A 21,719-nucleotide genomic window follows, 5' to 3' on the forward strand; every position below is an offset into this window, starting at 1 on the left:
AGCAGCAGGAGTCGGAGCGGCCGGACTATCTGGTCGAGGACGAGGAAACGTGGACGGCAGGGCAGCGCGAGAGCGGCCCACGAGTAGTCGATTAGGGCGGATGATCCAACCGATGACGGCAGCAGCTATGAGGATGAGACATGCCGGACGACGTGTGACGCGACGGCGCTTGGTTGCCGTATTCGTGGCAGCGGGGGTCTGGAGTGTCTCTTTCGTTGGGCTGGTGCCCGCTGCGTCGGCTCAGGATGTCCGCTCGCAGCAGTGGTACCTGAACGCTATGCAGGCGGAGAAGATGTGGAAGGTCGGCACAGGGGAAGGAATCACTGTTGCGGTTATCGACTCAGGAGTTGGGGAGACGGCTTCACTCCAGGGGAAGTTGCTGCCAGGCCAGGATGTTAGCGGTAAAGCTGGCGGTGCGAACGACGATGTATCCGGTCACGGTACGACGATGGCGGAACTTATCGCTGGAACTGGTGAGGGTGGCCTCCAGGGGCTGGCTCCCGGGGTGACGATCTTTCCTGTTCGTACGGCCACTGGGCAAACCGAGGCTGAGAGCAACGCAGGTCGCTCAACACTGGACAAAGCGATCCGGACGGCTGCTGATTCGAGAGCCCAGATCCTCAACATCTCCCTCGGCGGCGAGTACTCGGCCGCTGACGAACGGGCTGTTAAGTATGCGGCGAGTAAAGGAAAGTTGATCTTCGCGGCGGCGGGAAATGATGCGGAAGGTGAGAACAAGGCGGACTTCCCCGCGCTCCTTACCGAAGTGGTGGGCGTAGGCGCCGTCGACAAGAAAGGCACCATCGCGAAGTTCTCGTCACATGGCAAAGTCGTAGACATCGCAGCCCCCGGCTCCGATATTCCTACCTACTGCGATAAGGCCCTCGACCGTTACTGCACTGGCGACGGCGGAACAAGCGCAGCCACCGCCCTCACCTCCGCCTCCGCCGCCCTGATCTGGTCCAAGCACCCCGAATGGACCGCCAACCAGGTCCTCAACGTCCTCATCGACACGGCCGGTGAGAAGACGCCCAGCACGTACCTCGGCTGGGGCATCGTCAAGCCGCGGCTCAACCTCCTTGAGAACAAAGGCGACCCCGGCGCCCCCGACCACAACCCCCTGATGCCCGCAGGCGCCGACGCCTCCGCCTCACCCGCCCCCGACGCCCCCGCGACCGCAGAAGACGCGAAAGCGGACGCGAAGGCGAAGGCCGCCGACCGTACGGACAAGACCGCCGCCGAGTCCGAAGACGACGGAAACCCCACACTCTGGGTGGCGCTCGCCGCCGCCCTCGTCCTCGGCGCCGGCGGCGGGGCGTACGCCCTGATCCGCAGACGGCCCACCGCCTGACCCACCCACGGACCAACCGACGGAGCCGGCCCGCGACCACGCGCCCGGCGACCCAACCAGAGGGGAACCCATGGCCGACCAGCGGCTAAGCGAAGACGGAATCATCCGCCTCGAGCAGGACCTGAGCGAGAAGTCCCAGCGCCTCAACAAGCGCGTCCAGACGCTCCAGGCGACCATCGACTCGCTCGAAGGCCAGTGGCAGGGCGTCGGTGCCGGGGCGTTCAACCAGAAGCAGGCCGAGATCAACATGGCGATGGCCACGCTCAACCGCATCCTGGTCGGCTACCAGGAGGCGATCCGCGAGACCCGCGTCCTGGGTGCGAACAACGAGGACGAGGTCCGATCGACCCTGTCGTCCGTGGACGTGGGCATGAGCACCGGCGGCGCCCCGGGCGCCTCCTCCGGCCTCAACGGCCTCTGACCGGACCCGACTTCACCGAACGCGAACGACCAGGAGGAAACAATGGCGCACGTACCGGGCGAGCTTCTCGTCACGTATGCCGGCCTGTCGCAGGCCGCGAGTGAGATCCGCCGCCAGTCGCAGGAGCTGATGGCGGACCTGGAGGAGATCAAGAGCACGGTCCGTACCGTCGCCGCGAGCTGGGAGGGCGAGGCGAAGCAGTCCTACGACGCCGTGCAGGCCGTGTGGGACCAGAACGCCCAGCAGGTCCAGGCCGCGCTGGCCCAGATCTCCGCCGCCGTGGAGACGGCCGGCTCGAACTACTCGGCCACCGACAGGAAGGCGGCCGGCCTCTTCGGCGGCTGAACGAAACGGCACGGCCACCGGGGCGGCCACCTGCGGGAGGGGTGCCCGCCCCGACTTCTACCGCTCGTCCTCCAGCCACCCCAGCTGCACCAGCGGCGCCCCCCGCTTGCGCGACACGAAGTACCCCCGTCCCGGCGGCATCGGCCGCCCCCGGACGCTGCCCAGGACCTCGCCCTCCATCGGGTCGCCGGACAGGACGACGCCCTGCGCGCCCAGCTCCTTCATCCGGGTCAGGACCGGCTCGAACATCTGCCGCGAAACCCCGCTGGAGCTGCGGGCGATGATGAAGCGCACCCCCACGTCCCGCGCGAAGGGCAGCTGGTCCACCAGCACCGACAGCGGGTTCCCGCCGGAGGTGGCCACCAGCTCGTAGTCGTCGATGATGACGAACACCTTCGCCCCGCTCCACCAGCTGCGCTCCCGCAGCTGCCGCGGGGTGACGCCCTCGCCGGGCGCGCGCCGCGCCATCATGTCGCGCAGCGCCGTCATATGGCCCTCCATCGCCGTCGACACCGGCGCGTACTCCAGCAGATGGGACTCCGGGATCGCCGAGAGCAGCGAGCGCCGGTAGTCGCCGACGACGATCTTCGCCTCCTCCGGCGAGTAGCGCTCCGCGATGCGCTGGGCGAGCAGCCGCAGCAGCCCCGTCCGGCCCGACTCGCTCTCGCCGTAGACCAGGAAGAACGGATCGGTCTCGAAGTCCACGAAGACCGGCTCGAGGTTGTTCTCGTCGATGGCGAAGGCCAGCCCGCGCTCGGGCCGCTCCCCGCCGCCGGGCAGTTCCCGTACGGGCAGCATGCGCGGCAGCAGCCGCACCGCCGGCGCCCGCCGCCCCTGCCAGGCGTCCGCCGAGGACCGGCACAGCGCCGCCGTCGCCTCCGCCAGCCCCTCGCCGGAGCCGGCGCCGTCGATACGGGGCACCGCCGCCATGAAGTGCAGCCGCTCGGAGGTCTGCCCGCGCCCGGGGACGCCGGTGGGGACGTTCGCGGCGACCCTGCGGTCGAACTCGGAGTCCATCGCGTCGCCCAGGCGCAGCTCCAGCCGGTTCATCAACTGGTCCTTCAGCGCCGAGCGCACCTCCATGGACCGCGAGGCGGTGAGGACGACGTGGACGCCGTACCCCAGCCCCCGCGCGGCGATGTCCGTGACGACCGCGTCCAGGCCCTCGTACTCCGTACGGAAGCCCTGCCAGCCGTCGACGACCAGGAAGACGTCCCCCCACGGCTGCTCGCCCGGGTCGATCCCGCCGCGTGCCCGCAGGTGCCGGAAGGTGGCCACCGAGTCGATGCCGGCCGCGCGGAAGTACTCCTCGCGCCGGTTGAGGATGCCGTAGACCTCCGCGACGGTACGGCGTACCCGCTCCGGGTCGAGCCGGGAGGCGACACCGCCCACATGGGGCAGCGCGGCCACCGAGGACAGGGAGCCGCCGCCGAAGTCCAGCCCGTAGAACTGGACCTCCTGCGGCGTGTGCGTCAGCGCGAAGGAGCAGACCAGCGTCCGCAGCAACGTCGACTTGCCCGACTGCGGGCCGCCGAGGATCTGCATGTGGCCCGCCGCGCCGGAGAAGTCCCGCCACAGCACGTCGCGCCGCTGCTCGAAGGGCTTGTCGACGAGCCCCAGCGGTACGGCCAGCCGCGGCGAGTCCGGATACGCGAGCCCGCGCTCGGCCGACGACGTGAGCCCGGGCAGGAGTTCGTCCAGCGACGGCGGCGCGTCCAGCGGCGCCAGCCACACCTGGTGCGCGGCCGGCCCCTTGCCGTCCAACCGCCCCACCACCACGTCGAGCACGGTGTCGGCGAGCGCGTCGTCGTCCGCACCGCTGCGGGGCGAGGGAACCACCGCGCCGCGGGGCGCGGCAGCCGCCCGGGTCACCGCCACCGGCGCGGCCGTGAACAGCACCGGCGGCCGCAGCACCGCCGGCGGCACGCCCTGCGCCGCCGCGACGCTCTGCCCGCCCTCCTCACCGGGCGCCCGGTAGACCCCCGACACGTAGGCCGCCTTGAAGCGGACCATCTCGTCGGTGCCGAACTTCAGATAGCCCGAGCCCGGCACGGACGGCAGGTGGTAGGCGTCCGGCACCCCCAGCGCCGCCCGCGACTCCGCGACGGAGAAGGTCCGCAGCCCGATCCGGTAGGACAGGTACGTCTCCAGCCCGCGCAGCCGCCCCTCCTCCAACCGCTGCGAGGCCAGCAGCAGATGCACGCCCAGCGAACGGCCGATCCGCCCGATCTGGACGAACATCTCCACGAACTCCGGCTTGGCGCTGAGCAGTTCGCTGAATTCGTCGATGACCAGCACCAGCGAGGGGATCGGCGTCAGCGGCGCCCCCGCCGAGCGGGCCCGCTCGTAGGCGTGGATGTTGGCGTAGTTGCCGGCGTCGCGCAGCAGCTCCTGGCGGCGGTTCAGCTCGCCGCGGATGGAGTCCGCCATCCGGTCCACCAGCGTCAGGTCGTCGGCCAGGTTGGTGATGACGGCCGCCACGTGCGGCAGCTCCGACATCCCGGCGAAGGTCGCGCCGCCCTTGAAGTCGGCCAGCACGAAGTTCAGCGTCTCCGAGGTGTGCGTCACCGCCAGCCCCAGCACCAGCGTGCGCAGCAGCTCCGACTTGCCGGAACCGGTCGCGCCCACGCACAGCCCGTGCGGGCCCATCCCGTCCTGCGCGGCCTCCTTCAGGTCCAGCATGACGGGCGCGCCGTCCCCACCCACCCCGATCGGCACCCGCAGCCGCTCGGCGGTCGACCGCGGTCGCCAGGTGCGCGAGACCTCGATCGCCGCCGCGTCGCCCAGCCCCAGCAGATCGGTGAACTCCAGTTTCGCCAGCAGCGGTTGCTCACTGTCGTCGCCCCCCGCCGAGGCCATCCGCAGCGGCGCCAGCTGCCGGGCGAGGGCCTCCGCGGAGGTGGGCGCGAGCTGGTCGGGCTCCGCCTCGTACACCTCGCCGGACCCGGAGTCCAGCTCCAGCCGCCCCGGCGCCACGAGCATCGCCAGCCCGCCGCGCGCCGCGCCCGTCCCACCCGTCCCACCCGGCACGATCTCGATGACCGTGACCCCCTGCAACCCCTCGGGCGAGGCCAGCACCGAACCGGGCGGCACCCCCGTACCGTCGAGGATCAGCACCAGATGCGGCTCGTCCAGCAGCGGCTGCCCGCCCGCCTGGAAGCGGGGCCGCCCCTCCAGCCGCTCGGCCAGCAGCCCCTCCAGCTCCACCGCACTGCCGGTGATGAGCCGGCGGCTGCCCGCGCCGTCCGCCTCGCCGGCGAGCTGCGTGTGCGGCAGCCACTTCGCCCACTCCCACTCCGGCGCCGAGTGCGCACCCGCCGCGACGGCGATCACCAGGTCGTCGGGGGAGTGCAGCGAGGCGAGCTGCCCCACCATGGCCCGCGCCGCCCCGTACGCACTCGTACGGTCCCCGCCCACCGTCAGGTGGTAGAAGGCCCGCAGCGACACCGCCAGCGGCAGACCCGCCACCGTGGCATGGGTGTTGAGGAACTGGTGCATCGCCCCGGCCGTCAGCGGCTCCAGCTCGTCCACCGGGCGCGTCTGCGGCGCGACCAGCGCCGTCGCCAGCCGCTGCGGGCCCAGCCCCACCCGCACCTCGCCGAAGTCCTCGTCCCCCAAGCGCCGCTCCCACACCCGGCTGCCCTCGGCGACCAGCGCCCACAGCTGCTCGGGGGAGGGGTGCAGGTAGAACTGCGCGTCACGCTGCATCCGCACCGTCCTGCGGACCTGACGGCGGGTCTGCGCAAGGTACTTGAGGTAGTCGCGGCGCATGTCCGCCATCTCGCCCTGGGTGCCCTTGCGGAAGCGCACCACCATCGCCACGATCATCGCGATCATCGCGGCGGCCATCACCAGGCCCATGATCCGCATGATGGGCTGCGCGGTCGGCCCGAAGAAGAACACCACCATCGTCCCCATGCCCAGCATGGGGAGGATCTGCATCAGCACCCCCTCCCGATAGCCGCGGGGCAGCTCGGGGGGTGATTCCAGGCGCAGGTCCGCGTCCGGCACGTCAGGGGGCAGCACCCGCGGCTGGCGTTTGACGACGATGTGGGTCACTGCGCGCTACCAATCCCTCGTGTACGAGGGCGAGATGATCCCCCGCGCCAGTGATCCTACTGGCCAACTTGCGCCCCTCGTAGGGCCGATAGGGGCGATAAGGTGAGCAACCGGTACGGCCGCCACGGTGCGCGGGACACAGGGGGAAGGGGAGCGACGGGTGACTACGACGGCCTCGACGCGGGCAGGCGGCCCGACTTCGCAGGGCAGCAGCGCGCACAGCAGAGGCGGCAGCCGCACCAGCGCCTCGGCCACCGGCTTCGTCCGGGTCACGATCGTGGCGCCCGACGGCCGGATCGACGTGGCCCTCCCCGAGGACATCCCCGTCGCGGACATCCACCCGGAGATCCTGCGCCTCTCCGGCCAGGCCCCCGCCCCGGGCGCCCCCGTCGGGTACCACCTCGTACGACGCGACGGCACCGTCCTGGACAGCTCCCGCACCTTCGGGGCCCAGCGCATCCTCGACGGCGAGGTGCTGGCCCTGCGCCCCTTCGCGGAGTCCCTGCCCCCGGCGGTCTTCGACGACGTCTCCGACGCCGTCGCCACCGCCGTGGCCCGCGACCGCACCATGTGGAGCGAGGCGGCCCTACGCGCCGCCGGGCTGACCGGCGGCGGCGTCCTGCTGCTGCTGACGGCCTTCGTGCTGTGGTTCGCCGACCCGCTGCGCCACGACATGCACAGCCTGCCGGGCATCCTCGCCGCCGTCGGCGGCGCCCTGCTGGTCGTCCTCGCCGGCGTCCGCGCCCGGGTCTACGCCGACCGCGCCTCCGCCGTCGCCCTGGGCCTGGGCGCGATGCCGCTGATGATGATCGCCGGCTCTGGACTGCTCCCGCTCTCCGCCGGCCACGGCATCGGACGGCTGCAGTTCCTGCTGGGCTGCGTGGCGGTGCTGCTCGCCTCCGCCGTCCTGATCGCCCTGTCGCCCACCGGCGACGGACCGTTCGTGGCGGTCGCCTTCGCGGCCGCCACCGGCACCCTGGCCGCCTTCGCCGCCATCAGCGCGGACCTCTCCCCGGTGGAGGCGGCCTCGCTCTGCGCCCCGTTCGCCCTGGGCGCCATCGCCTTCCTCCCGGGCCTGTCCACCCGCTTCGCCCGCCTCCCCATCGGCTACGAGGCCCCGCGCTCCGCCGCGACGTACGACGACGACCCCGACGCCGTCCCCCAGACGCAGGGCGCGATGGACGCCGAGCGCATCGCCCTGCAGGCGCGGCGCGGCCACGAACTGCTGGTCGGCCTGGTCGGCGGCTGCGCGGCGGTCGGCGTCGGCGCGACGGCGGTGCTGGGCTTCTCCGCCGACGGCTGGGCGCAGCTCCTCGCCCTCGCCACCGCCCTCTCCCTCCTCCTGCGCGCCCACCTCTTCCGCTACACCTCCCAGGTCACCTGCATGCTCGTGGCCGGCCTGGCCGCCCTCACCCTGCTGGGAGCCGGCCTGGCGCTACGGGCCCCCGCGGACCTGCTGGCGGCCTATCACCGGGGCGACACCACCGCCCTGGACCTGCGCACGGTCTGGCTGACGGCGGCCTTCGCCCTCGCGGTGACCGTGGTGGTGGCGATCGGCCTGACCGTCCCGCGCACCGGCGTCACCCCCTTCTGGGGCCGCGCGATGGAGCTTTTCGAATCCGCCGCACTCCTCTCCCTGCTCCCGCTGGCGCTGGCGGTGCTGGGCGCGTACTCGGCGATGCGCAGCGTGACGAACTAGGTACTCTGAGTAGGGATACCCATGCGCCCCATGCGCCCCGAAGGGTAACTTTCCTCCCGTAGAAGCGAGTTCGGGAGGACCGTATGCCGACGCTCGACGAGGAATGGGCGCAGCTCAAAGCAGACACCGCGAGCCGGACGCGACTGGACGGCGCTCCTGGCGGATCCGGCGGCGACTGGGACGGGGGTGATCTGAAGTCCTCCAGACAGGCCTGGTCAACCGCCGCCAGACACCTGCGGGATGTGCGCGGTCTGCTGGAGTCGGCGATCCGCGACCACCGCGACAAGACGTCCGACGGCCGCGAAGCGGGAATCGACGGCTTCCAGTGCACCCCTTCCCACCGGCTTCTCCTCCTCTCCTGGGAACGGCAGTTCGCCCTCCTGCAGCGCGAATGCGCCGAGGTGGCGGCCGCGTCGGAGCAGGCCGGCGCGGAACTGGCGGGAAACGACACGGCGACCGCAGCCCTCTTCGACGCGCGACTGCCCGCCCCCGCCGTGTACGAGGGTGGGAGAGCACTGCGCGGCCGACCGGGCGGGGAGTGAGCGCATGGTCACCTACCAGCAGCTCCGCGACGCCACCCCCGCCACCTACGAGCGCTACGCGACCGCCTGGCGGACCGTCGGCGCCGCCATGAGCGAGGCGAAGGACCGGGTCGAGGCCCAGGTCGCCGCCGGCATGCGCAAGGCGGACCTCAAGGGGGCGGGCGCGGAGGCGGCCCAGCGCCGACTGCGCACCCTGGCGGAGAACCACCACTTCACGCAGCTCCAGTGCGCCCTGATCCACGCGGCACTGAGCGGCCTGGCCACCGACCTGACGGCGGCGCAGCGCAGGCTGGCCGCCGCGGGGGAGGACGCCCGTGCGGCCGGCTTCACCGTCCAGGACGACGGATCGGTGCACTGGGAGGTGGCAGCCCCGCACGCGGACCGGGGCGCCGACGGGAGCACCCCGTACTCCCCGCTCGCCGACGGCCGGGCTGCCGAGGCCCAGCTGTACGCCGACCGCATCACCGCCGCCCTCCAGGAAGCCGCCGACGCCGACCAGGGCTGGCGCGCCCGCCTCGACGCCCTCACCGCCGACAACGACCTCGACGTGACCGACGAGGACTGGGTGGACGCCGGCGAGGACACCGAAGCGGTCGGCGAAGCCACCGGAAGCGCCGACGACATCCCCGCCGGCGGCTCCCCAGCGGCCAACGCCGCCTGGTGGGCCTCCCTCACCCCCGACGAACGCGCCCGCCACCTGGCCCTCCACCCCGAGCGGATCGGCGCCCTGGACGGCCTCCCCGCCGAAGCCCGCGACGAGGCCAACCGTGCGCATCTGGCCACGGAGGCGGCGACGGTGCAGATGAAGCTGGACGAACTACGGGCGAACGAGCCGGAGAAGTACCGCGTCCTCAACGGGATGGGCGGCGAACAGCGCACCACCTCCCCCGAGTGGAATGCGTGGCGCGCGCAGGTCACCCGCTACGAGAACACCCGCGGCGGAATCGCGGCGATCGAGAAGAGGTTCGCCCAGACCGGCGAGCGCGGCCTCCCCGAGGCGTACCTGCTTGGCTTCAGCGCGGAGGCCGACGGCCGGGTCATCCTCGCCAACGGCAACCCGGACACGGCCCATCACACGGCGGTCTACGTCCCCGGCACGACCACGGACCTGCCGGGCATCGGCGGCGACCTGCGGCGGATGGACGAACTGTGGAGGGCGAGCGCGGTCCGGACCGGCGACCCCGTCTCCACCATCACCTGGTTCGGCTACGACGCCCCCGACGACATCGTGAAGGACTCGCCCTTCAGCCACTACGCCGACGACGGCGCCGGCTCGTACAGCAGCTTCCTGCACGGCCTGGACGCCGCCCACGACCAGCAGACCCCCAGCCACACCACCGCGATCGGCCACAGCTACGGCACGACGCTGATCGGCTCCACAGCCCGCCAGTTCGACCTGCCGGTGGACGACGTGATCCTCGCCGGCAGCCCCGGTGTCCAGGTGGGAAACGCCTCCGACCTCGGCGTTCCGCATGGCCACGTCTGGAACCAGGAGGCCAGGGGCGACCACGTGCCCGACATCGGACAGTTCGGGCACGGCGCTTATGAACCGCCCCATATGGAGGTCGGCCCGAGCCGCGTTCCGGTCTTCGACCCAGGAGGGTTCATCGTGCCCAGCGACCCGGAGTTCGGCGCCAACCAACTGACCACGGACACGGAAGGACACAGTGACTACTGGAAGCGGGGTACGCAGAGTCTCGATAACCAGGCTGCTGTGGTCGCGGGGAAGTACCACCTTGCGCAGACGCAGTAGTCCGGCGCCCCGCCTCTTCGGACCCCGGCTGCGGCTCGGAGCCGCACTGACCTTCGCGGCTACCGCCGCGCTCACGATGACGGGATGCGTGAACGGGATGGACGTGGCAACGGAACCTGATGGACCCGCACCGGTCGTCCGGGAGGTGGAGACGGTACGAAGGAAGGCGGAGCACCTCTCCTCGCGCATCCTGGACCGCATGCGGCTGAAGGGGAGGACGAGTCAGGCCGGCTCGTCGATCGGCGACTGCGGCGACGACTACGACCCGGACACCCACTTCTCCATCGGGCACCACTGGTCCCTGGCGCACACCTCGGAAGCCGAACTGGAGCGCGCCTTCGACGGACTTCCGGTAGCCCTGCCGAAGGACGGCTGGAAGGTCCTCTCCGTAGGCCCCGACGAGCACACCCAGGCACGCGTTCCGACGCTGAAAGCGGAGTACGTACACGGCGAGGACATCTTCACGGTGACCATCCGGATCCAGAAAAGATGGGGCGAGAACGACCCTGACGACCCCCGCCTCCTCGTCTCCCTCGGCTCCACCTGCTACCGGGTCCCGCCCGGCGAAGAGGTCACCGACTACTGACCGGCCCCCCGTACCCCGTCCGAAGCCACCCCTCCCAGCTGGTAACCTGGGTGGCCGTGCCCGGGTGAAATCAGCCTCCCTGTGATGCAGACCAGGGGCGCCCGGCAGCGCGTACCAAGGATCCAAGGAGACGGAATGTCGCTCGACGCCGCCACGAAGAAGCAGATCATGTCCGAGTTCGGCACCAAGGAGGGTGACACCGGCTCCCCCGAGGTCCAGGTCGCGATGCTGACCCGCCGCATCTCGGACCTGACCGAGCACCTCAAGACCCACAAGCACGACCACCACTCCCGCCGTGGTCTGCTGCTGCTCGTCGGCCAGCGCCGCCGTCTGCTGAAGTACCTGGCGAAGAAGGACATCGCGCGCTTCCGCATCCTGGTCGAGCGCCTCGGCATCCGCCGCGGTGCGGCCGGCGGTGTCAAGTAAGGCAGCAGTGAGAGGAGCGGTTCCCCGACGGGGAGCCGCTCCTTTTGCATGGTCCCCGCATGGCCGCACGCCCCCCGTTCCACGGGCCGGGACTTCGCCCAGGGGCCGCCTGGCGTCGTGAGGACGCCGGAAGCTTTGTAGTCTGGTTCCAGCGACACAGATGAACACGGTGAGCAACCGCCTCCGTCGCGCCGCCGGCGCAGCAGCAGGCCACCAGCGCCGGTCCTCGGTAGTGGCCGCCGGGTATCCCGCAGCAGACGGGTCCCGGAGGCTTCGATCGAAGACCGGCATGGTCCGACCGCACGACCGGCCGGCACGACCGCAGCGGAAGCCCTCCGCCACAGCCCCCCGCCACACGGGCGGGAGGCGCACCCTGCTCCACGCCACACGGGCGAGGGGCGCACCCCGCTCCACGCCACACGGGCGAGGGGCGCAGACGAGGAGATATTCCGAGTGGAGAACGAGACCCACTACGCCGAGGCCGTCATCGACAACGGTTCCTTCGGCAGCCGCACCATCCGCTTCGAGACGGGCCGCCTGGCCAAGCAGGCCGCCGGCTCCGCCGTCGCGTACCTGGACGACGACACCATGGTGCTGTCGGCCACCACCGCTTCCAAGAAGCCCAAGGACCAGCTCGACTTCTTCCCCCTCACGGTGGACGTCGAGGAGCGCATGTACGCCGCGGGCAAGATCCCCGGCTCCTTCTTCCGCCGCGAGGGCCGCCCCTCCGAGGACGCGATCCTCACCTGCCGGCTGATCGACCGCCCGCTGCGCCCCTCGTTCAAGAAGGGCCTGCGCAACGAGATCCAGATCGTCGAGACGATCATGGCGCTCAACCCCGACGACCTCTACGACGTCGTCGCCATCAACGCCGCCTCCGCCTCCACCACGCTGGCGGGCCTGCCCTTCTCCGGCCCGATCGGCGGCGTCCGCGTCGCGCTGATCGACGGCCAGTGGGTGGGCTTCCCCACCCACACCCAGCTTGAGGACGCCGTCTTCGACATGGTGGTCGCCGGCCGGGTGCTGGAGGACGGCGACGTCGCGATCATGATGGTCGAGGCCGAGGCCACCGACAAGACCGTCGAGCTGGTCAAGGGCGGCGCCGAGGCGCCGACCGAGGAGGTCGTCGCCGCCGGTCTGGAGGCGTCCAAGCCCTTCATCAAGGCCCTGTGCAAGGCGCAGTCGGACCTCGCCGCGAAGGCCGGCAAGCCGGTCGGCGACTTCCCGGTCTTCCTCGACTACGAGGACGACGTCTACGAGGCCCTGGCCGCCGCGGTCGGCGGCGAGCTTGCCCAGGCGCTGACCATCCCGGGCAAGCAGGACCGCGAGGCCGAGCTGGACCGCGTCAAGGCGGTGGCCGCCGAGAAGCTGCTGCCGCAGTTCGAGGGCCGCGAGAAGGAGATCTCCGCCGCCTACCGCGGGCTGACCAAGCAGCTGGTGCGCGAGCGCGTCCTCAAGGACAAGATCCGCATCGACGGCCGCGGCGTCACGGACATCCGTACGCTGGCCGCCGAGGTCGAGGCCATCCCGCGCGTGCACGGCTCGGCCCTCTTCGAGCGCGGCGAGACCCAGATCCTGGGCATCACCACGCTCAACATGCTGCGCATGGAGCAGCAGCTGGACACCCTCTCCCCGGTGACCCGCAAGCGCTACATGCACAACTACAACTTCCCGCCGTACTCCGTCGGTGAGACCGGCCGCGTGGGCTCGCCCAAGCGCCGCGAGATCGGCCACGGCGCGCTCGCCGAGCGCGCCATCGTGCCGGTGCTGCCGTCGCGCGAGGAGTTCCCGTACGCGATCCGCCAGGTGTCCGAGGCCCTCGGCTCCAACGGCTCGACGTCCATGGGCTCGGTCTGCGCCTCCACCATGTCGCTGCTGAACGCCGGTGTGCCGCTCAAGGCCCCCGTCGCCGGTATCGCCATGGGCCTGATCTCCGACGAGGTCGACGGTGAGACCCACTACGTCGCCCTCACCGACATCCTCGGTGCGGAGGACGCCTTCGGCGACATGGACTTCAAGGTCGCCGGCACGAAGGACTTCGTGACCGCCCTGCAGCTGGACACCAAGCTGGACGGCATCCCCGCCTCCGTGCTGGCCGCGGCGCTGAAGCAGGCCCGCGACGCCCGTCTGCACATCCTCGACGTGATGATGGAGGCCATCGACGTCCCGGACGAGATGTCCCCCAACGCCCCGCGGATCATCACCGTCAAGATCCCGGTGGACAAGATCGGTGAGGTCATCGGCCCCAAGGGCAAGATGATCAACCAGATCCAGGAGGACACCGGCGCCGACATCACGATCGAGGACGACGGCACCATCTACATCGGTGCGGTCGACGGCCCCTCCGCCGAGGCGGCCCGCGCCACGATCAACAGCATCGCCAACCCGACGATGCCCGAGGTCGGCGAGCGCTACCTGGGCACGGTCGTGAAGACGACCACCTTCGGCGCCTTCGTCTCGCTGCTGCCCGGCAAGGACGGTCTGCTGCACATCTCGCAGATCCGCAAGCTCGCCGGCGGCAAGCGCGTGGAGAACGTCGAGGACGTCCTCGCGGTCGGCAGCAAGGTGCAGGTCGAGATCGCCGAGATCGACCCGCGCGGCAAGCTCTCCCTCATCCCCGTGATCGAGGGCGAGAGCGACGACGAGGACGACGACAAGAGTGACGCGTAACCTCCGCGCGACGGCCCGCCCCTCCCTCGAGGGGCGGGCCGTCCCCCGTCCCAGGCCCGCCGCCCCCCTGCGCCGCGCGGCGACCCGTACGGTGCTGAAGGGCACCGACGGCATCGGCACGGTCCGCAAGACCACCCTCCCCGGCGGCCTGCGGATCGTCACCGAGACCCTGCCCACCGTGCGCTCCGCCACCTTCGGCATCTGGGCGCACGTCGGCTCCCGCGACGAGACCCCCTCGCTCAACGGCGCCACGCACTACCTGGAGCACCTGCTCTTCAAGGGCACCGAGCGCCGCTCCGCCCTGGACATCTCCGCCCCCATCGACGCGGTCGGCGGCGAGATGAACGCCTTCACGGCGAAGGAGTACACGTGCTACTACGCACGCGTGCTCGACACCGACCTGCCGCTGGCCATCGACATCGTCTGCGACATGCTGACCTCCTCGGTCATCCGCGCCGAGGACGTCGAGGCCGAGCGCAACGTTGTCCTCGAAGAGATCGCGATGACCGAGGACGACCCGGGCGACTGCGTCCACGACCTCTTCGCGCAGACCCTGCTGGGCGACACCGCGCTGGGCCGCCCGGTGCTGGGCACCGTGGACACCGTGGAGGGCCTCACCCAGTCCCGCGTGGCCCGTTTCTACAAGAAGCACTACGACCCCACGCGCCTGGTCGTCGCCGCCGCGGGCAACATCGACCATGCCGACGTCGTACGCCGTGTCCGCGCCGCCTTCGAGTCCGCGGGCGCCCTGGGCGACCCCGGGGCCGTCCCCCTCGCGCCGCGCACCGGCCGCCAGACGATCCGCACCAGCGGCCGCGTCGAGCTGCTGGGCCGCCGCACCGAGCAGGCCCACGTGGTGCTGGGCATGCCCGGCCTGGACCGGCACGACGAGCGCCGCTGGGCGCTCAGCGTGCTGTCCACCGCCCTGGGCGGCGGGATGAGCTCGCGGCTCTTCCAGGAGATCCGCGAGAAGCGCGGCCTGGCCTACTCGGTGTACTCCTACACCTCCGGCTTCGCCGACTGCGGCCTCTTCGGCGTCTACGCCGGCTGCCGCCCCGGCCAGGTCCACGAAGTGCTCAAGCTCTGCCGCGCCGAGCTGGAGCAGGTCGCGGAGAACGGCCTCACCGACGACGAGGTGGCCCGCGCCATCGGCCAGCTCTCCGGCTCCACGGTGCTGGGCCTGGAGGACACCGGCGCGCTGATGCACCGCATCGGCAAGAGCGAGCTGTGCTGGGGGCAGCAGCTGTCGGTCGACGACATGCTGGACCGCTTCGCGGCCGTCACCCCCGACGACGTGCGGGCGGTGGCCGGCGAGGTGCTGGGCCGGCGCCCCTCGCTGTCCGTCATCGGCCCGCTGAGCGAGAAGCAGTCGGCGCGACTGGCGGAGGCCGTCGCACCGATGTGACCGGCCCGGACCGCGCCGGCCGTACGGGACGTACAGGACGTACAGGCCCGGCGCGACCGGGCCGCCCGGCGTCCGCAGCGGACGCCGCACGATCGAGGAAGACGAGGGTACGCAGCATGTCAGCCAAGCTCCGCGTGGCAGTGATCGGCGCCCAGGGCCGGATCGGATCCGAGGCGGCCCGCGCGGTCGCCGCGGCCGGGGACCTGGAGCTGGTCGCCGCCCTCGACCGCGACGACGACCTCGGCGCGCTCGTCGAGGCCGGCGCCCAGGTCGCCGTGGACCTCACCCACCCCGACGCGGTGATGGGGAACCTGGAGTTCTGCGTCCGCAACGGCGTCAACGCCGTCGTCGGCACGACCGGTTGGACCGACGAGCGCCTCGCCGAGCTGCGCGGCTGGCTGGCCGAGAGCCCCGCCACCGGCGTGCTCATCGCCCCGAACTTCTCCATCGGCGCGGTGCTCACCATGCGCTTCGCCGCCCAGGCGGCGCGCTTCTTCGAGTCCGCCGAGGTCATCGAGCTGCACCACCCGAACAAGGCCGACGCCCCCAGCGGCACCGCCACCCGCACCGCCCAGCTGATCGCGCAGGCCCGCCGTGCCGCGGACCTCCCGCCGCAGCCGGACGCCACCAGCACCGCCCTGCCGGGCGCGCGCGGCGCGGACGTCGACGGCGTGCCCGTGCACTCGGTGCGGCTGCGCGGCCTGCTGGCCCACCAGGAGGTCCTCCTCGGCGACCAGGGCGAGACGCTCACCATCCGCCACGACTCGCTGCACCACAGCAGCTTCATGCCGGGCATCCTGCTGGGTGTACGGCGGATCGTCTCGACGCCCGGTCTTACGTACGGGCTCGAGAACTTCATGGACCTGGACTGAGCCCCGCCATGCGTTCAAAGATCACGTACTTCGTCCTGGCCGCCGTCCTGGTCGTCTACTTCGTCCTGGCCGGCAGCCGCGCCTGGATACTGGTCCGCGACGGCCGCGCGGTGACCGTCGCCCTCGGTATCGCGGTACTCGTCCTGCCGCTGATCGGGATCTGGTTCCTCTGGCGCACCACGCAGTTCGCGTTCAACGCCCAGCGCCTGACAAGGGAGTTGGAGGCCGAGGGCGGACTGCCGGTGGACGAGCTGAAGCGCACCCCCGGCGGCCGTATCGACCGCGACTCCGCCGACGAGGTCTTCCACCGCCGCAAGGCGGAGACCGAGGCGGCACCGCGGGACTGGCGCACCTGGTTCCGCCTCGCGGTGGCCTACCACGACGCCCGCGACACCCCCCGCGCCCGCAAGGCGATGCAGCGGGCGATCGAACTGCACCGCGCCCAGGCGGCGTCCGAGGCGGGGGAGCGGCGCTAGGAGTCCGCAGCGCCCGGCCCCCCGGGGGCTCAGGAGAGCTCGGCCCCCCACGCCTCGATGGTGTCCGCGGCGCGGTCGAAGGCCTCGGGACGCCCGAGGAAGTCGGCGTTCTTGTCGGTCAGCAACGGCCGCATGTCGCCGTTGCGGGTGTGGACGACCACCGCCTGCCCCTGGACCGTACGGGGCAGCCCCAGCCACTTCACCGGCCGCTGCACCGTACGGACCGCGCTGACGGTCTCCCAGCGGGTCGTACGGGTGTAGAGCAGGCCGACCTGCCGGACGCCCCGGGCACTCACCCAGACCCCGACGCGCAGCAGCCGCAGCGCGGCGACGGTGACCGCGAGCGCCGCCAGGAAGCAGGCGACGGTGCCACCGGTGGAGCCGGCCATCATCATGATGACCGTCGCCAGCAGCAGATACGAGACGATGAGCAGCTCCAGCGCCGCCCCGCCGACGCGCCAGGGACCCGGCCGGTAGGGCCGGCGCCAGTGGTCGGGATCGGCGTGGGCGAGCGGACCGTCACCCGCGATCCCACCGAAGTCGCGGTCGGCCGTCAGGAAGGGCAGGGGCACGGCGGATCCTCACGTTGTCGGCTGGGGCCGATCGGCGTAGACGCGGCCTTGCCCGTGAGGTTAACGCTGGGTGCCCGGCGCTTCCACCCCGGTGCCACCCGTACGGCGCCGAACCGGCGCCGGTCACACCCTCTCTCAGGGCTCTCTCAGGGCTGCGAGGTCTCCGTCTGATACGCGGTCCCCGACCCAGGCTGCACGCTCTGTATGGCGGGCATCCCGAACAGGACCGCCCCCGCCAGCCCCCCGGCCACCACCACCCCGACGACGACCGCGCCGGCGGTCTCCGCAGGCGTACGGCGCGGCCGCGGGGGCAGCACGCCACCGTGGAACGCCTCCGCCCCCGCTATGGACCCGGGCGGCGCCGGCACCGCCTCGGCCTGCCGTCGTCCGAACATGAATAACCATCCCTCACGTACACCTGTCCGTATTTAACGGACTTCGCCAAGGGTAACAAGGTGTATAGGGAAATCTTCCCTTCGAGCGGACCGCCCGGAATCACCCACCGGTACGGGACTGTCGGTGGTGCCCCCTAGGCTGGGCACGCCCCGCAGAGACCTACGGAAGGACCCGCCGGTGAGTGGACCCGTCGAGGCCGCCAGCCCCACCCCCGTGTTCCGCAGCGACGTCACCGTCGAGCTGGTCAAGCACAGCGCCTCCGACCGGGACGTCCTGTGGGCGGCCCGCGTCTCCACCGCGGGCGAGCAGTCCCTGGAGGAGCTGGACGCCGACCCCGCCCGCTCCCAGGGGCTCATCAACTACCTGATGCGCGACCGCCACGGCAGCCCCTTCGAGCACAACTCGATGACCTTCTTCGTCAGCGCCCCGATCTTCGTCTTCCGCGAGTTCCACCGCCACCGCGTGGGCTTCAGCTACAACGAGGAGTCCGGCCGCTACCGCGAGCTGCAGCCCGTCTTCTACGTCCCCGGCCCCGACCGCAAGCTCGTCCAGCAGGGCCGCCCCGGGCAGTACGTCTTCGTCGAGGGCACCCCCGAGCAGCACAAGCTGGTGACGGAGGCGATGGAGCGCTCCTACCGCGACTCCTACGCGGCCTACCAGGAGATGCTCGCCGCCGGCGTCGCCCGCGAGGTCGCCCGCGCCACCCTGCCGGTCGGCCTCTTCTCCTCCATGTACGCCACCTGCAACGCCCGCTCGCTGATGCACTTCCTGGGCCTGCGCACGAAGCACGAGCTGGCCAAGGTCCCCTCCTTCCCGCAGCGCGAGATCGAGATGGTGGCGGAGGAGATGGAGGCGGAGTGGGCGCGGCTGATGCCGCTCACCCATGCGGCCTTCAACAAGAACGGCCGCGTCGCCCCCTGACCCCCAGGCGGGAGACCCCGCGGCCCACTTCCCGAACAACGCAGCGAATTCTTCCGATTGCCCCATTGTGAGAAATTCGCATACGCTGTGATCACGGACCCGGCACTGCTTGAACCCCCGAGCAGGCAGTGCCGGGTTCCTCTGCCGCGTCGACCTACGAGTAGCGTGGGACCCATGGCTCCGACTTCCACACCGCAGACCCCGTTCGGCCGGGTGCTGACCGCCATGGTCACACCCTTCACCGCCGACGGCGCCCTCGACCTCGACGGCGCGCAGCGCCTCGCCGCCCATCTGGTCGACTCGGGCAACGACGGACTGATCGTCAACGGCACCACAGGTGAGTCGCCCACGACCACCGACGCGGAGAAAGCCGAACTGGTACGAGCAGTGGTGGAGGCTGTCGGAGCCCGCGCCCACGTCGTCGCCGGCTGCTCCACCAACGACACCCGGCACAGCGTCGAGCTGGCCCGCGCCGCCGAACAGGCGGGCGCCCACGGCCTGTTGGCCGTCACGCCGTACTACAGCAAGCCCCCGCAGGAGGGGCTCTACCGCCACTTCACGGCCATCGCCGACGCCACCGACAGCCCCGTGATGCTCTACGACATCCCCGGCCGCTCCGGCGTCCCGATCAACACCGACACCATGATCCGGCTGGCCGACCACCCCCGGATCGTCGCCAACAAGGACGCCAAGGGCGACCTCGGCCGCGCCAGTTGGGCCATCGCCCAGACCGGTCTGGCCTGGTACTCCGGCGACGACATGCTCAACCTCCCCCTGCTCTCCGTCGGCGCGGTCGGCTTCGTCTCCGTCGTCGGACACGTGGTCGCACCCGAGCTGCGCGCCATGCTGGACGCCCACCTCAGCGGCGACACCCGCAAGGCCACCGAGATCCACCAGAAGCTCCTGCCGGTCTTCACCGGCATGTTCCGTACCCAGGGCGTGATGACCACCAAGGCCGCCCTGACCCTCCAGGGCCTCCCCGCCGGCCCCCTGCGCCTGCCGCTCGTCGGTCTCACCGAGGCCGAGACCGAGCAGCTCAAGCGGGACCTCGCCGCAGGCGGGGTGCAGCTGTGAAAGGCGCCGTCCCCGGATGGCGTAGCACCGCGGAGTCATTGCGCGGCGACCGGACGTAATAACAGAACAGAGCAGTACCGACACATCAAGCTCACGCGAGCCCCCGTATGCCCCCGATCCGCGCGGCAGTCGCCGGACAGCGACCCGGGGCGTACGCAGGCCCGCGTGGTGAGGAGAGTCCTTTGAGTCATCCGCATCCCGAACTCGGCCCCCCGCCGCCGCTCCCCAAGGGCGCCCTGCGGATCACCCCGCTCGGCGGTCTCGGCGAGATCGGCCGCAACATGACGGTCTTCGAGTACGGCGGCCGCCTGCTCATCGTCGACTGCGGCGTCCTCTTCCCCGAGGAGGAGCAGCCCGGCATCGACCTGATCCTGCCGGACTTCACCAGCATCCGGGACCGCCTCGACGACATCGACGCCATCGTGCTCACCCACGGGCACGAGGACCACATCGGCGGCGTCCCCTACCTGCTGCGCGAGCGGCCGGACATCCCGCTGATGGGCTCCAAGCTGACTCTCGCCCTCCTTGAGGCGAAGCTGCAGGAGCACCGCATCCGCCCCAACAACCTCCAGGTCAAGGAGGGCGACCGGAAGAACCGGGGCCCCTTCGACCTCGAGTTCATCGCGGTCAACCACTCCATCCCCGACGCCCTCGCCGTCGCCATCCGCACTCCCGCGGGCATGGTCGTGGCCACCGGCGACTTCAAGATGGACCAGCTCCCCCTGGACGGCAGGCTCACCGACCTGCGGACCTTCGCCCGCCTCGGCGAGGAGGGCATCGACCTGCTGGTCGTGGACTCCACCAACGCCGAGGTCCCCGGCTTCGTCCCGCAGGAGCGCGACATCTCCGGGGTGCTGCGCGGCGTCTTCTCCGGCGCCGACAAGCGGATCATCGTGGCCAGCTTCGCCAGCCACGTCCACCGCATCCAGCAGATCATCGACGCCGCCGAGGAGTACGGGCGCAAGGTGGCCTTCGTCGGCCGCTCGATGGTGCGCAACATGGGCATCGCCCGCGAGCTGGGCTACCTTCGCGTCCCCCCGGGCCTCGTGGTGGACGTCAAGCAGCTCGACGACCTCCCCGACGACAAGGTGGTGCTCGTCTGCACCGGCTCGCAGGGCGAGCCGATGGCGGCGCTCTCGCGGATGGCCAACCGCGACCACCAGATCCGCATCGCCGACGGCGACACGGTGATCCTGGCCTCGTCCCTCATCCCGGGCAACGAGAACGCGGTCTACCGGGTCATCAACGGCCTGACCCGCTGGGGCGCCAACGTCGTCCACAAGGGCAACGCCAAGGTGCACGTCTCGGGCCACGCCTCCGCGGGCGAACTGCTGTACTTCTACAACATCTGCAAGCCCAAGAACCTGATGCCGGTCCACGGCGAATGGCGCCACCTGCGCGCCAACGCCGAGCTGGGTGTCCTCACCGGCATCCCGCCGAACCACATCGTGATCGCCGAGGACGGCGTGGTCGTCGACCTCAAGGACGACAACGTCAAGATCGTGGGCAAGGTGCAGGCCGGCTACGTGTACGTCGACGGCCTCTCGGTCGGCGACGTCACCGAGTCCTCCCTCAAGGACCGCCGCATCCTCGGCGAGGAGGGGATCATCTCGGTCTACGTCGTGGTGGACTCCTCCTCGGGCAAGATCGTGGGCGGCCCGGACGTCCAGTCCCGCGGTTCGGGCATCGACGACAAGGACTTCACTCAGGTGGTCCCCAAGATCCAGGACGCCCTGAACAAGTCGTTCCAGGACGGCGTGACGGAGCCGCACCAGCTCCAGCAGCTGATCCGCCGCGTCGTGGGCAAGTGGGTCTCGGACAACTACCGCCGCCGGCCGATGATCTTGCCGGTGGTCGTAGAGGTCTGACCTGCACGAACACCCCTGGACGGCCGGAGCTGACGCTGGATTTGCGTTGGCTCCGGCCGTCCAGTAGGTTTACGCCACCGCCTGGACCGACCACGGGGCCTTTGTGCCCTCGAAGTTGGGGACCAATGGCCGGTGAAACCGACTGAGAATCACTGCTAATGTGGTTGAAGTCAAGGCGGGGAAGCGAAAGCGAAACCGCCGAAACGAACCCCCTTCCGACGGGGATCGGACACTGAAAAGGGTCTGATAGAGTCGGGGACACGAAGGGAAGCGCCCGGAGGAA

18 protein-coding genes are annotated in these 21,719 nt (G+C 71.0%); 15 read left to right on the forward strand and 3 right to left on the reverse strand.

The annotated features are described in order from the left end of the window. Window positions 1-112: 112 nt before the first annotated feature. From ACFQLX_RS09095 to ACFQLX_RS09105, 3 genes are all read left to right on the forward strand, one after another. A complete protein-coding gene (locus ACFQLX_RS09095) occupies window positions 113-1,351 on the forward strand; it encodes a S8 family serine peptidase (protein WP_386413645.1) in 1,239 nt (412 codons plus the stop codon). A gap of 70 nt (window positions 1,352-1,421) precedes the next feature. After that, complete coding sequence (locus ACFQLX_RS09100; protein ID WP_386413646.1) at window positions 1,422-1,772, forward strand: WXG100 family type VII secretion target; 351 nt, start codon at window positions 1,422-1,424, stop codon at window positions 1,770-1,772. A gap of 42 nt (window positions 1,773-1,814) precedes the next feature. Further along, window positions 1,815-2,117 (forward strand): WXG100 family type VII secretion target, encoded by a 303-nt coding sequence (locus ACFQLX_RS09105; RefSeq protein ID WP_386413647.1) that lies wholly within the window; start codon window positions 1,815-1,817, stop codon window positions 2,115-2,117. A gap of 57 nt (window positions 2,118-2,174) precedes the next feature. On the opposite strand, the gene eccCa is transcribed toward ACFQLX_RS09105, so the two are convergent. Continuing rightward, a complete protein-coding gene (gene eccCa, locus ACFQLX_RS09110; protein ID WP_386413648.1) occupies window positions 2,175-6,176 on the reverse strand; it encodes a type VII secretion protein EccCa in 4,002 nt (1,333 codons plus the stop codon). Window positions 6,177-6,336: 160 nt separating this feature from the next. Here eccCa and eccD point away from each other — a divergent pair, with 160 nt between their 5' ends. The 9 genes from eccD (at window position 6,337) to ACFQLX_RS09155 (ending at window position 16,605) form a co-directional block, all read left to right on the forward strand. Next, window positions 6,337-7,875, forward strand: a complete 1,539-nt coding sequence (gene eccD / locus ACFQLX_RS09115) for a type VII secretion integral membrane protein EccD (protein WP_386413649.1) — start codon at window positions 6,337-6,339, stop codon at window positions 7,873-7,875. Window positions 7,876-7,958: 83 nt separating this feature from the next. Continuing rightward, window positions 7,959-8,417: a hypothetical protein gene (locus ACFQLX_RS09120; protein ID WP_386413650.1), complete on the forward strand. Its 459-nt coding sequence runs from the start codon at window positions 7,959-7,961 to the stop codon at window positions 8,415-8,417. Between the two features lie 4 nt (window positions 8,418-8,421). Next, a complete protein-coding gene (locus ACFQLX_RS09125; RefSeq protein WP_386413651.1) occupies window positions 8,422-10,170 on the forward strand; it encodes an alpha/beta hydrolase in 1,749 nt (582 codons plus the stop codon). A 97-nt stretch (window positions 10,171-10,267) separates the two neighbouring features. Beyond that, window positions 10,268-10,756 carry a hypothetical protein gene (locus ACFQLX_RS09130; RefSeq protein ID WP_386413652.1) on the forward strand — a complete coding sequence of 163 codons (489 nt, stop codon included), beginning with the start codon at window positions 10,268-10,270 and terminating at the stop codon, window positions 10,754-10,756. A 135-nt stretch (window positions 10,757-10,891) separates the two neighbouring features. Then, window positions 10,892-11,182 (forward strand): 30S ribosomal protein S15, encoded by a 291-nt coding sequence (gene rpsO / locus ACFQLX_RS09135; RefSeq protein ID WP_386413653.1) that lies wholly within the window; start codon window positions 10,892-10,894, stop codon window positions 11,180-11,182. Between the two features lie 453 nt (window positions 11,183-11,635). Next, window positions 11,636-13,852, forward strand: a complete 2,217-nt coding sequence (locus tag ACFQLX_RS09140; protein WP_386413654.1) for a polyribonucleotide nucleotidyltransferase — start codon at window positions 11,636-11,638, stop codon at window positions 13,850-13,852. Further along, entirely contained in the window at window positions 13,842-15,257 is a 1,416-nt protein-coding gene (locus ACFQLX_RS09145) for a M16 family metallopeptidase (protein WP_386413655.1), read from the forward strand. Before ACFQLX_RS09140 ends, ACFQLX_RS09145 begins: the two co-directional genes overlap by 11 nt. Before the next feature lie 116 nt (window positions 15,258-15,373). Next, window positions 15,374-16,129 carry a 4-hydroxy-tetrahydrodipicolinate reductase gene (gene dapB / locus ACFQLX_RS09150; RefSeq protein WP_386413657.1) on the forward strand — a complete coding sequence of 252 codons (756 nt, stop codon included), beginning with the start codon at window positions 15,374-15,376 and terminating at the stop codon, window positions 16,127-16,129. Between the two features lie 8 nt (window positions 16,130-16,137). Next, on the forward strand, window positions 16,138-16,605 hold the full coding sequence (locus tag ACFQLX_RS09155; protein WP_386413659.1) for a hypothetical protein: 468 nt from the start codon (window positions 16,138-16,140) through the stop codon (window positions 16,603-16,605). A 29-nt stretch (window positions 16,606-16,634) separates the two neighbouring features. Here the strand turns inward: ACFQLX_RS09155 and ACFQLX_RS09160 are convergent, their stop codons facing one another. Beyond that, on the reverse strand, window positions 16,635-17,177 hold the full coding sequence (locus ACFQLX_RS09160) for a hypothetical protein (protein ID WP_386413660.1): 543 nt from the start codon (window positions 17,175-17,177) through the stop codon (window positions 16,635-16,637). Window positions 17,178-17,323: 146 nt separating this feature from the next. Next, window positions 17,324-17,572: a hypothetical protein gene (locus ACFQLX_RS09165; protein ID WP_386413662.1), complete on the reverse strand. Its 249-nt coding sequence runs from the start codon at window positions 17,570-17,572 to the stop codon at window positions 17,324-17,326. A 178-nt stretch (window positions 17,573-17,750) separates the two neighbouring features. Between ACFQLX_RS09165 and thyX the strand changes: the two genes are divergently transcribed. From thyX to ACFQLX_RS09180, 3 genes are all read left to right on the forward strand, one after another. Beyond that, complete coding sequence (gene thyX, locus ACFQLX_RS09170; protein ID WP_386413664.1) at window positions 17,751-18,494, forward strand: FAD-dependent thymidylate synthase; 744 nt, start codon at window positions 17,751-17,753, stop codon at window positions 18,492-18,494. A 174-nt stretch (window positions 18,495-18,668) separates the two neighbouring features. Next, the gene (gene dapA / locus ACFQLX_RS09175; protein WP_386413666.1) at window positions 18,669-19,568 is read left to right on the forward strand and encodes a 4-hydroxy-tetrahydrodipicolinate synthase; all 900 of its coding nucleotides are present in this window, start codon (window positions 18,669-18,671) and stop codon (window positions 19,566-19,568) included. A gap of 182 nt (window positions 19,569-19,750) precedes the next feature. Beyond that, a complete protein-coding gene (locus ACFQLX_RS09180; RefSeq protein WP_386413667.1) occupies window positions 19,751-21,436 on the forward strand; it encodes a ribonuclease J in 1,686 nt (561 codons plus the stop codon). Window positions 21,437-21,719: the final 283 nt, after the last annotated feature.

This window comes from Streptomyces polyrhachis, assembly GCF_042663125.1.
GTDB lineage: Bacteria > Actinomycetota > Actinomycetes > Streptomycetales > Streptomycetaceae > Streptomyces > Streptomyces polyrhachii.

Coding starts and splice junctions, on each gene's coding strand:
- ACFQLX_RS09120 (WP_386413650.1), top strand. CDS start 7,959: ATGCCGACGCTCGACGAGGAATGGGCGCAGCTCAAAGCAGACACCGCG.
- ACFQLX_RS09155 (WP_386413659.1), top strand. CDS start 16,138: ATGCGTTCAAAGATCACGTACTTCGTCCTGGCCGCCGTCCTGGTCGTC.
- ACFQLX_RS09130 (WP_386413652.1), top strand. CDS start 10,268: ATGGACGTGGCAACGGAACCTGATGGACCCGCACCGGTCGTCCGGGAG.
- dapA (WP_386413666.1), top strand. CDS start 18,669: ATGGCTCCGACTTCCACACCGCAGACCCCGTTCGGCCGGGTGCTGACC.
- dapB (WP_386413657.1), top strand. CDS start 15,374: ATGTCAGCCAAGCTCCGCGTGGCAGTGATCGGCGCCCAGGGCCGGATC.
- ACFQLX_RS09095 (WP_386413645.1), top strand. CDS start 113: ATGACGGCAGCAGCTATGAGGATGAGACATGCCGGACGACGTGTGACG.
- ACFQLX_RS09125 (WP_386413651.1), top strand. CDS start 8,422: ATGGTCACCTACCAGCAGCTCCGCGACGCCACCCCCGCCACCTACGAG.
- ACFQLX_RS09100 (WP_386413646.1), top strand. CDS start 1,422: ATGGCCGACCAGCGGCTAAGCGAAGACGGAATCATCCGCCTCGAGCAG.
- ACFQLX_RS09105 (WP_386413647.1), top strand. CDS start 1,815: ATGGCGCACGTACCGGGCGAGCTTCTCGTCACGTATGCCGGCCTGTCG.
- rpsO (WP_386413653.1), top strand. CDS start 10,892: ATGTCGCTCGACGCCGCCACGAAGAAGCAGATCATGTCCGAGTTCGGC.
- ACFQLX_RS09165 (WP_386413662.1), bottom strand. CDS start 17,572: ATGTTCGGACGACGGCAGGCCGAGGCGGTGCCGGCGCCGCCCGGGTCC.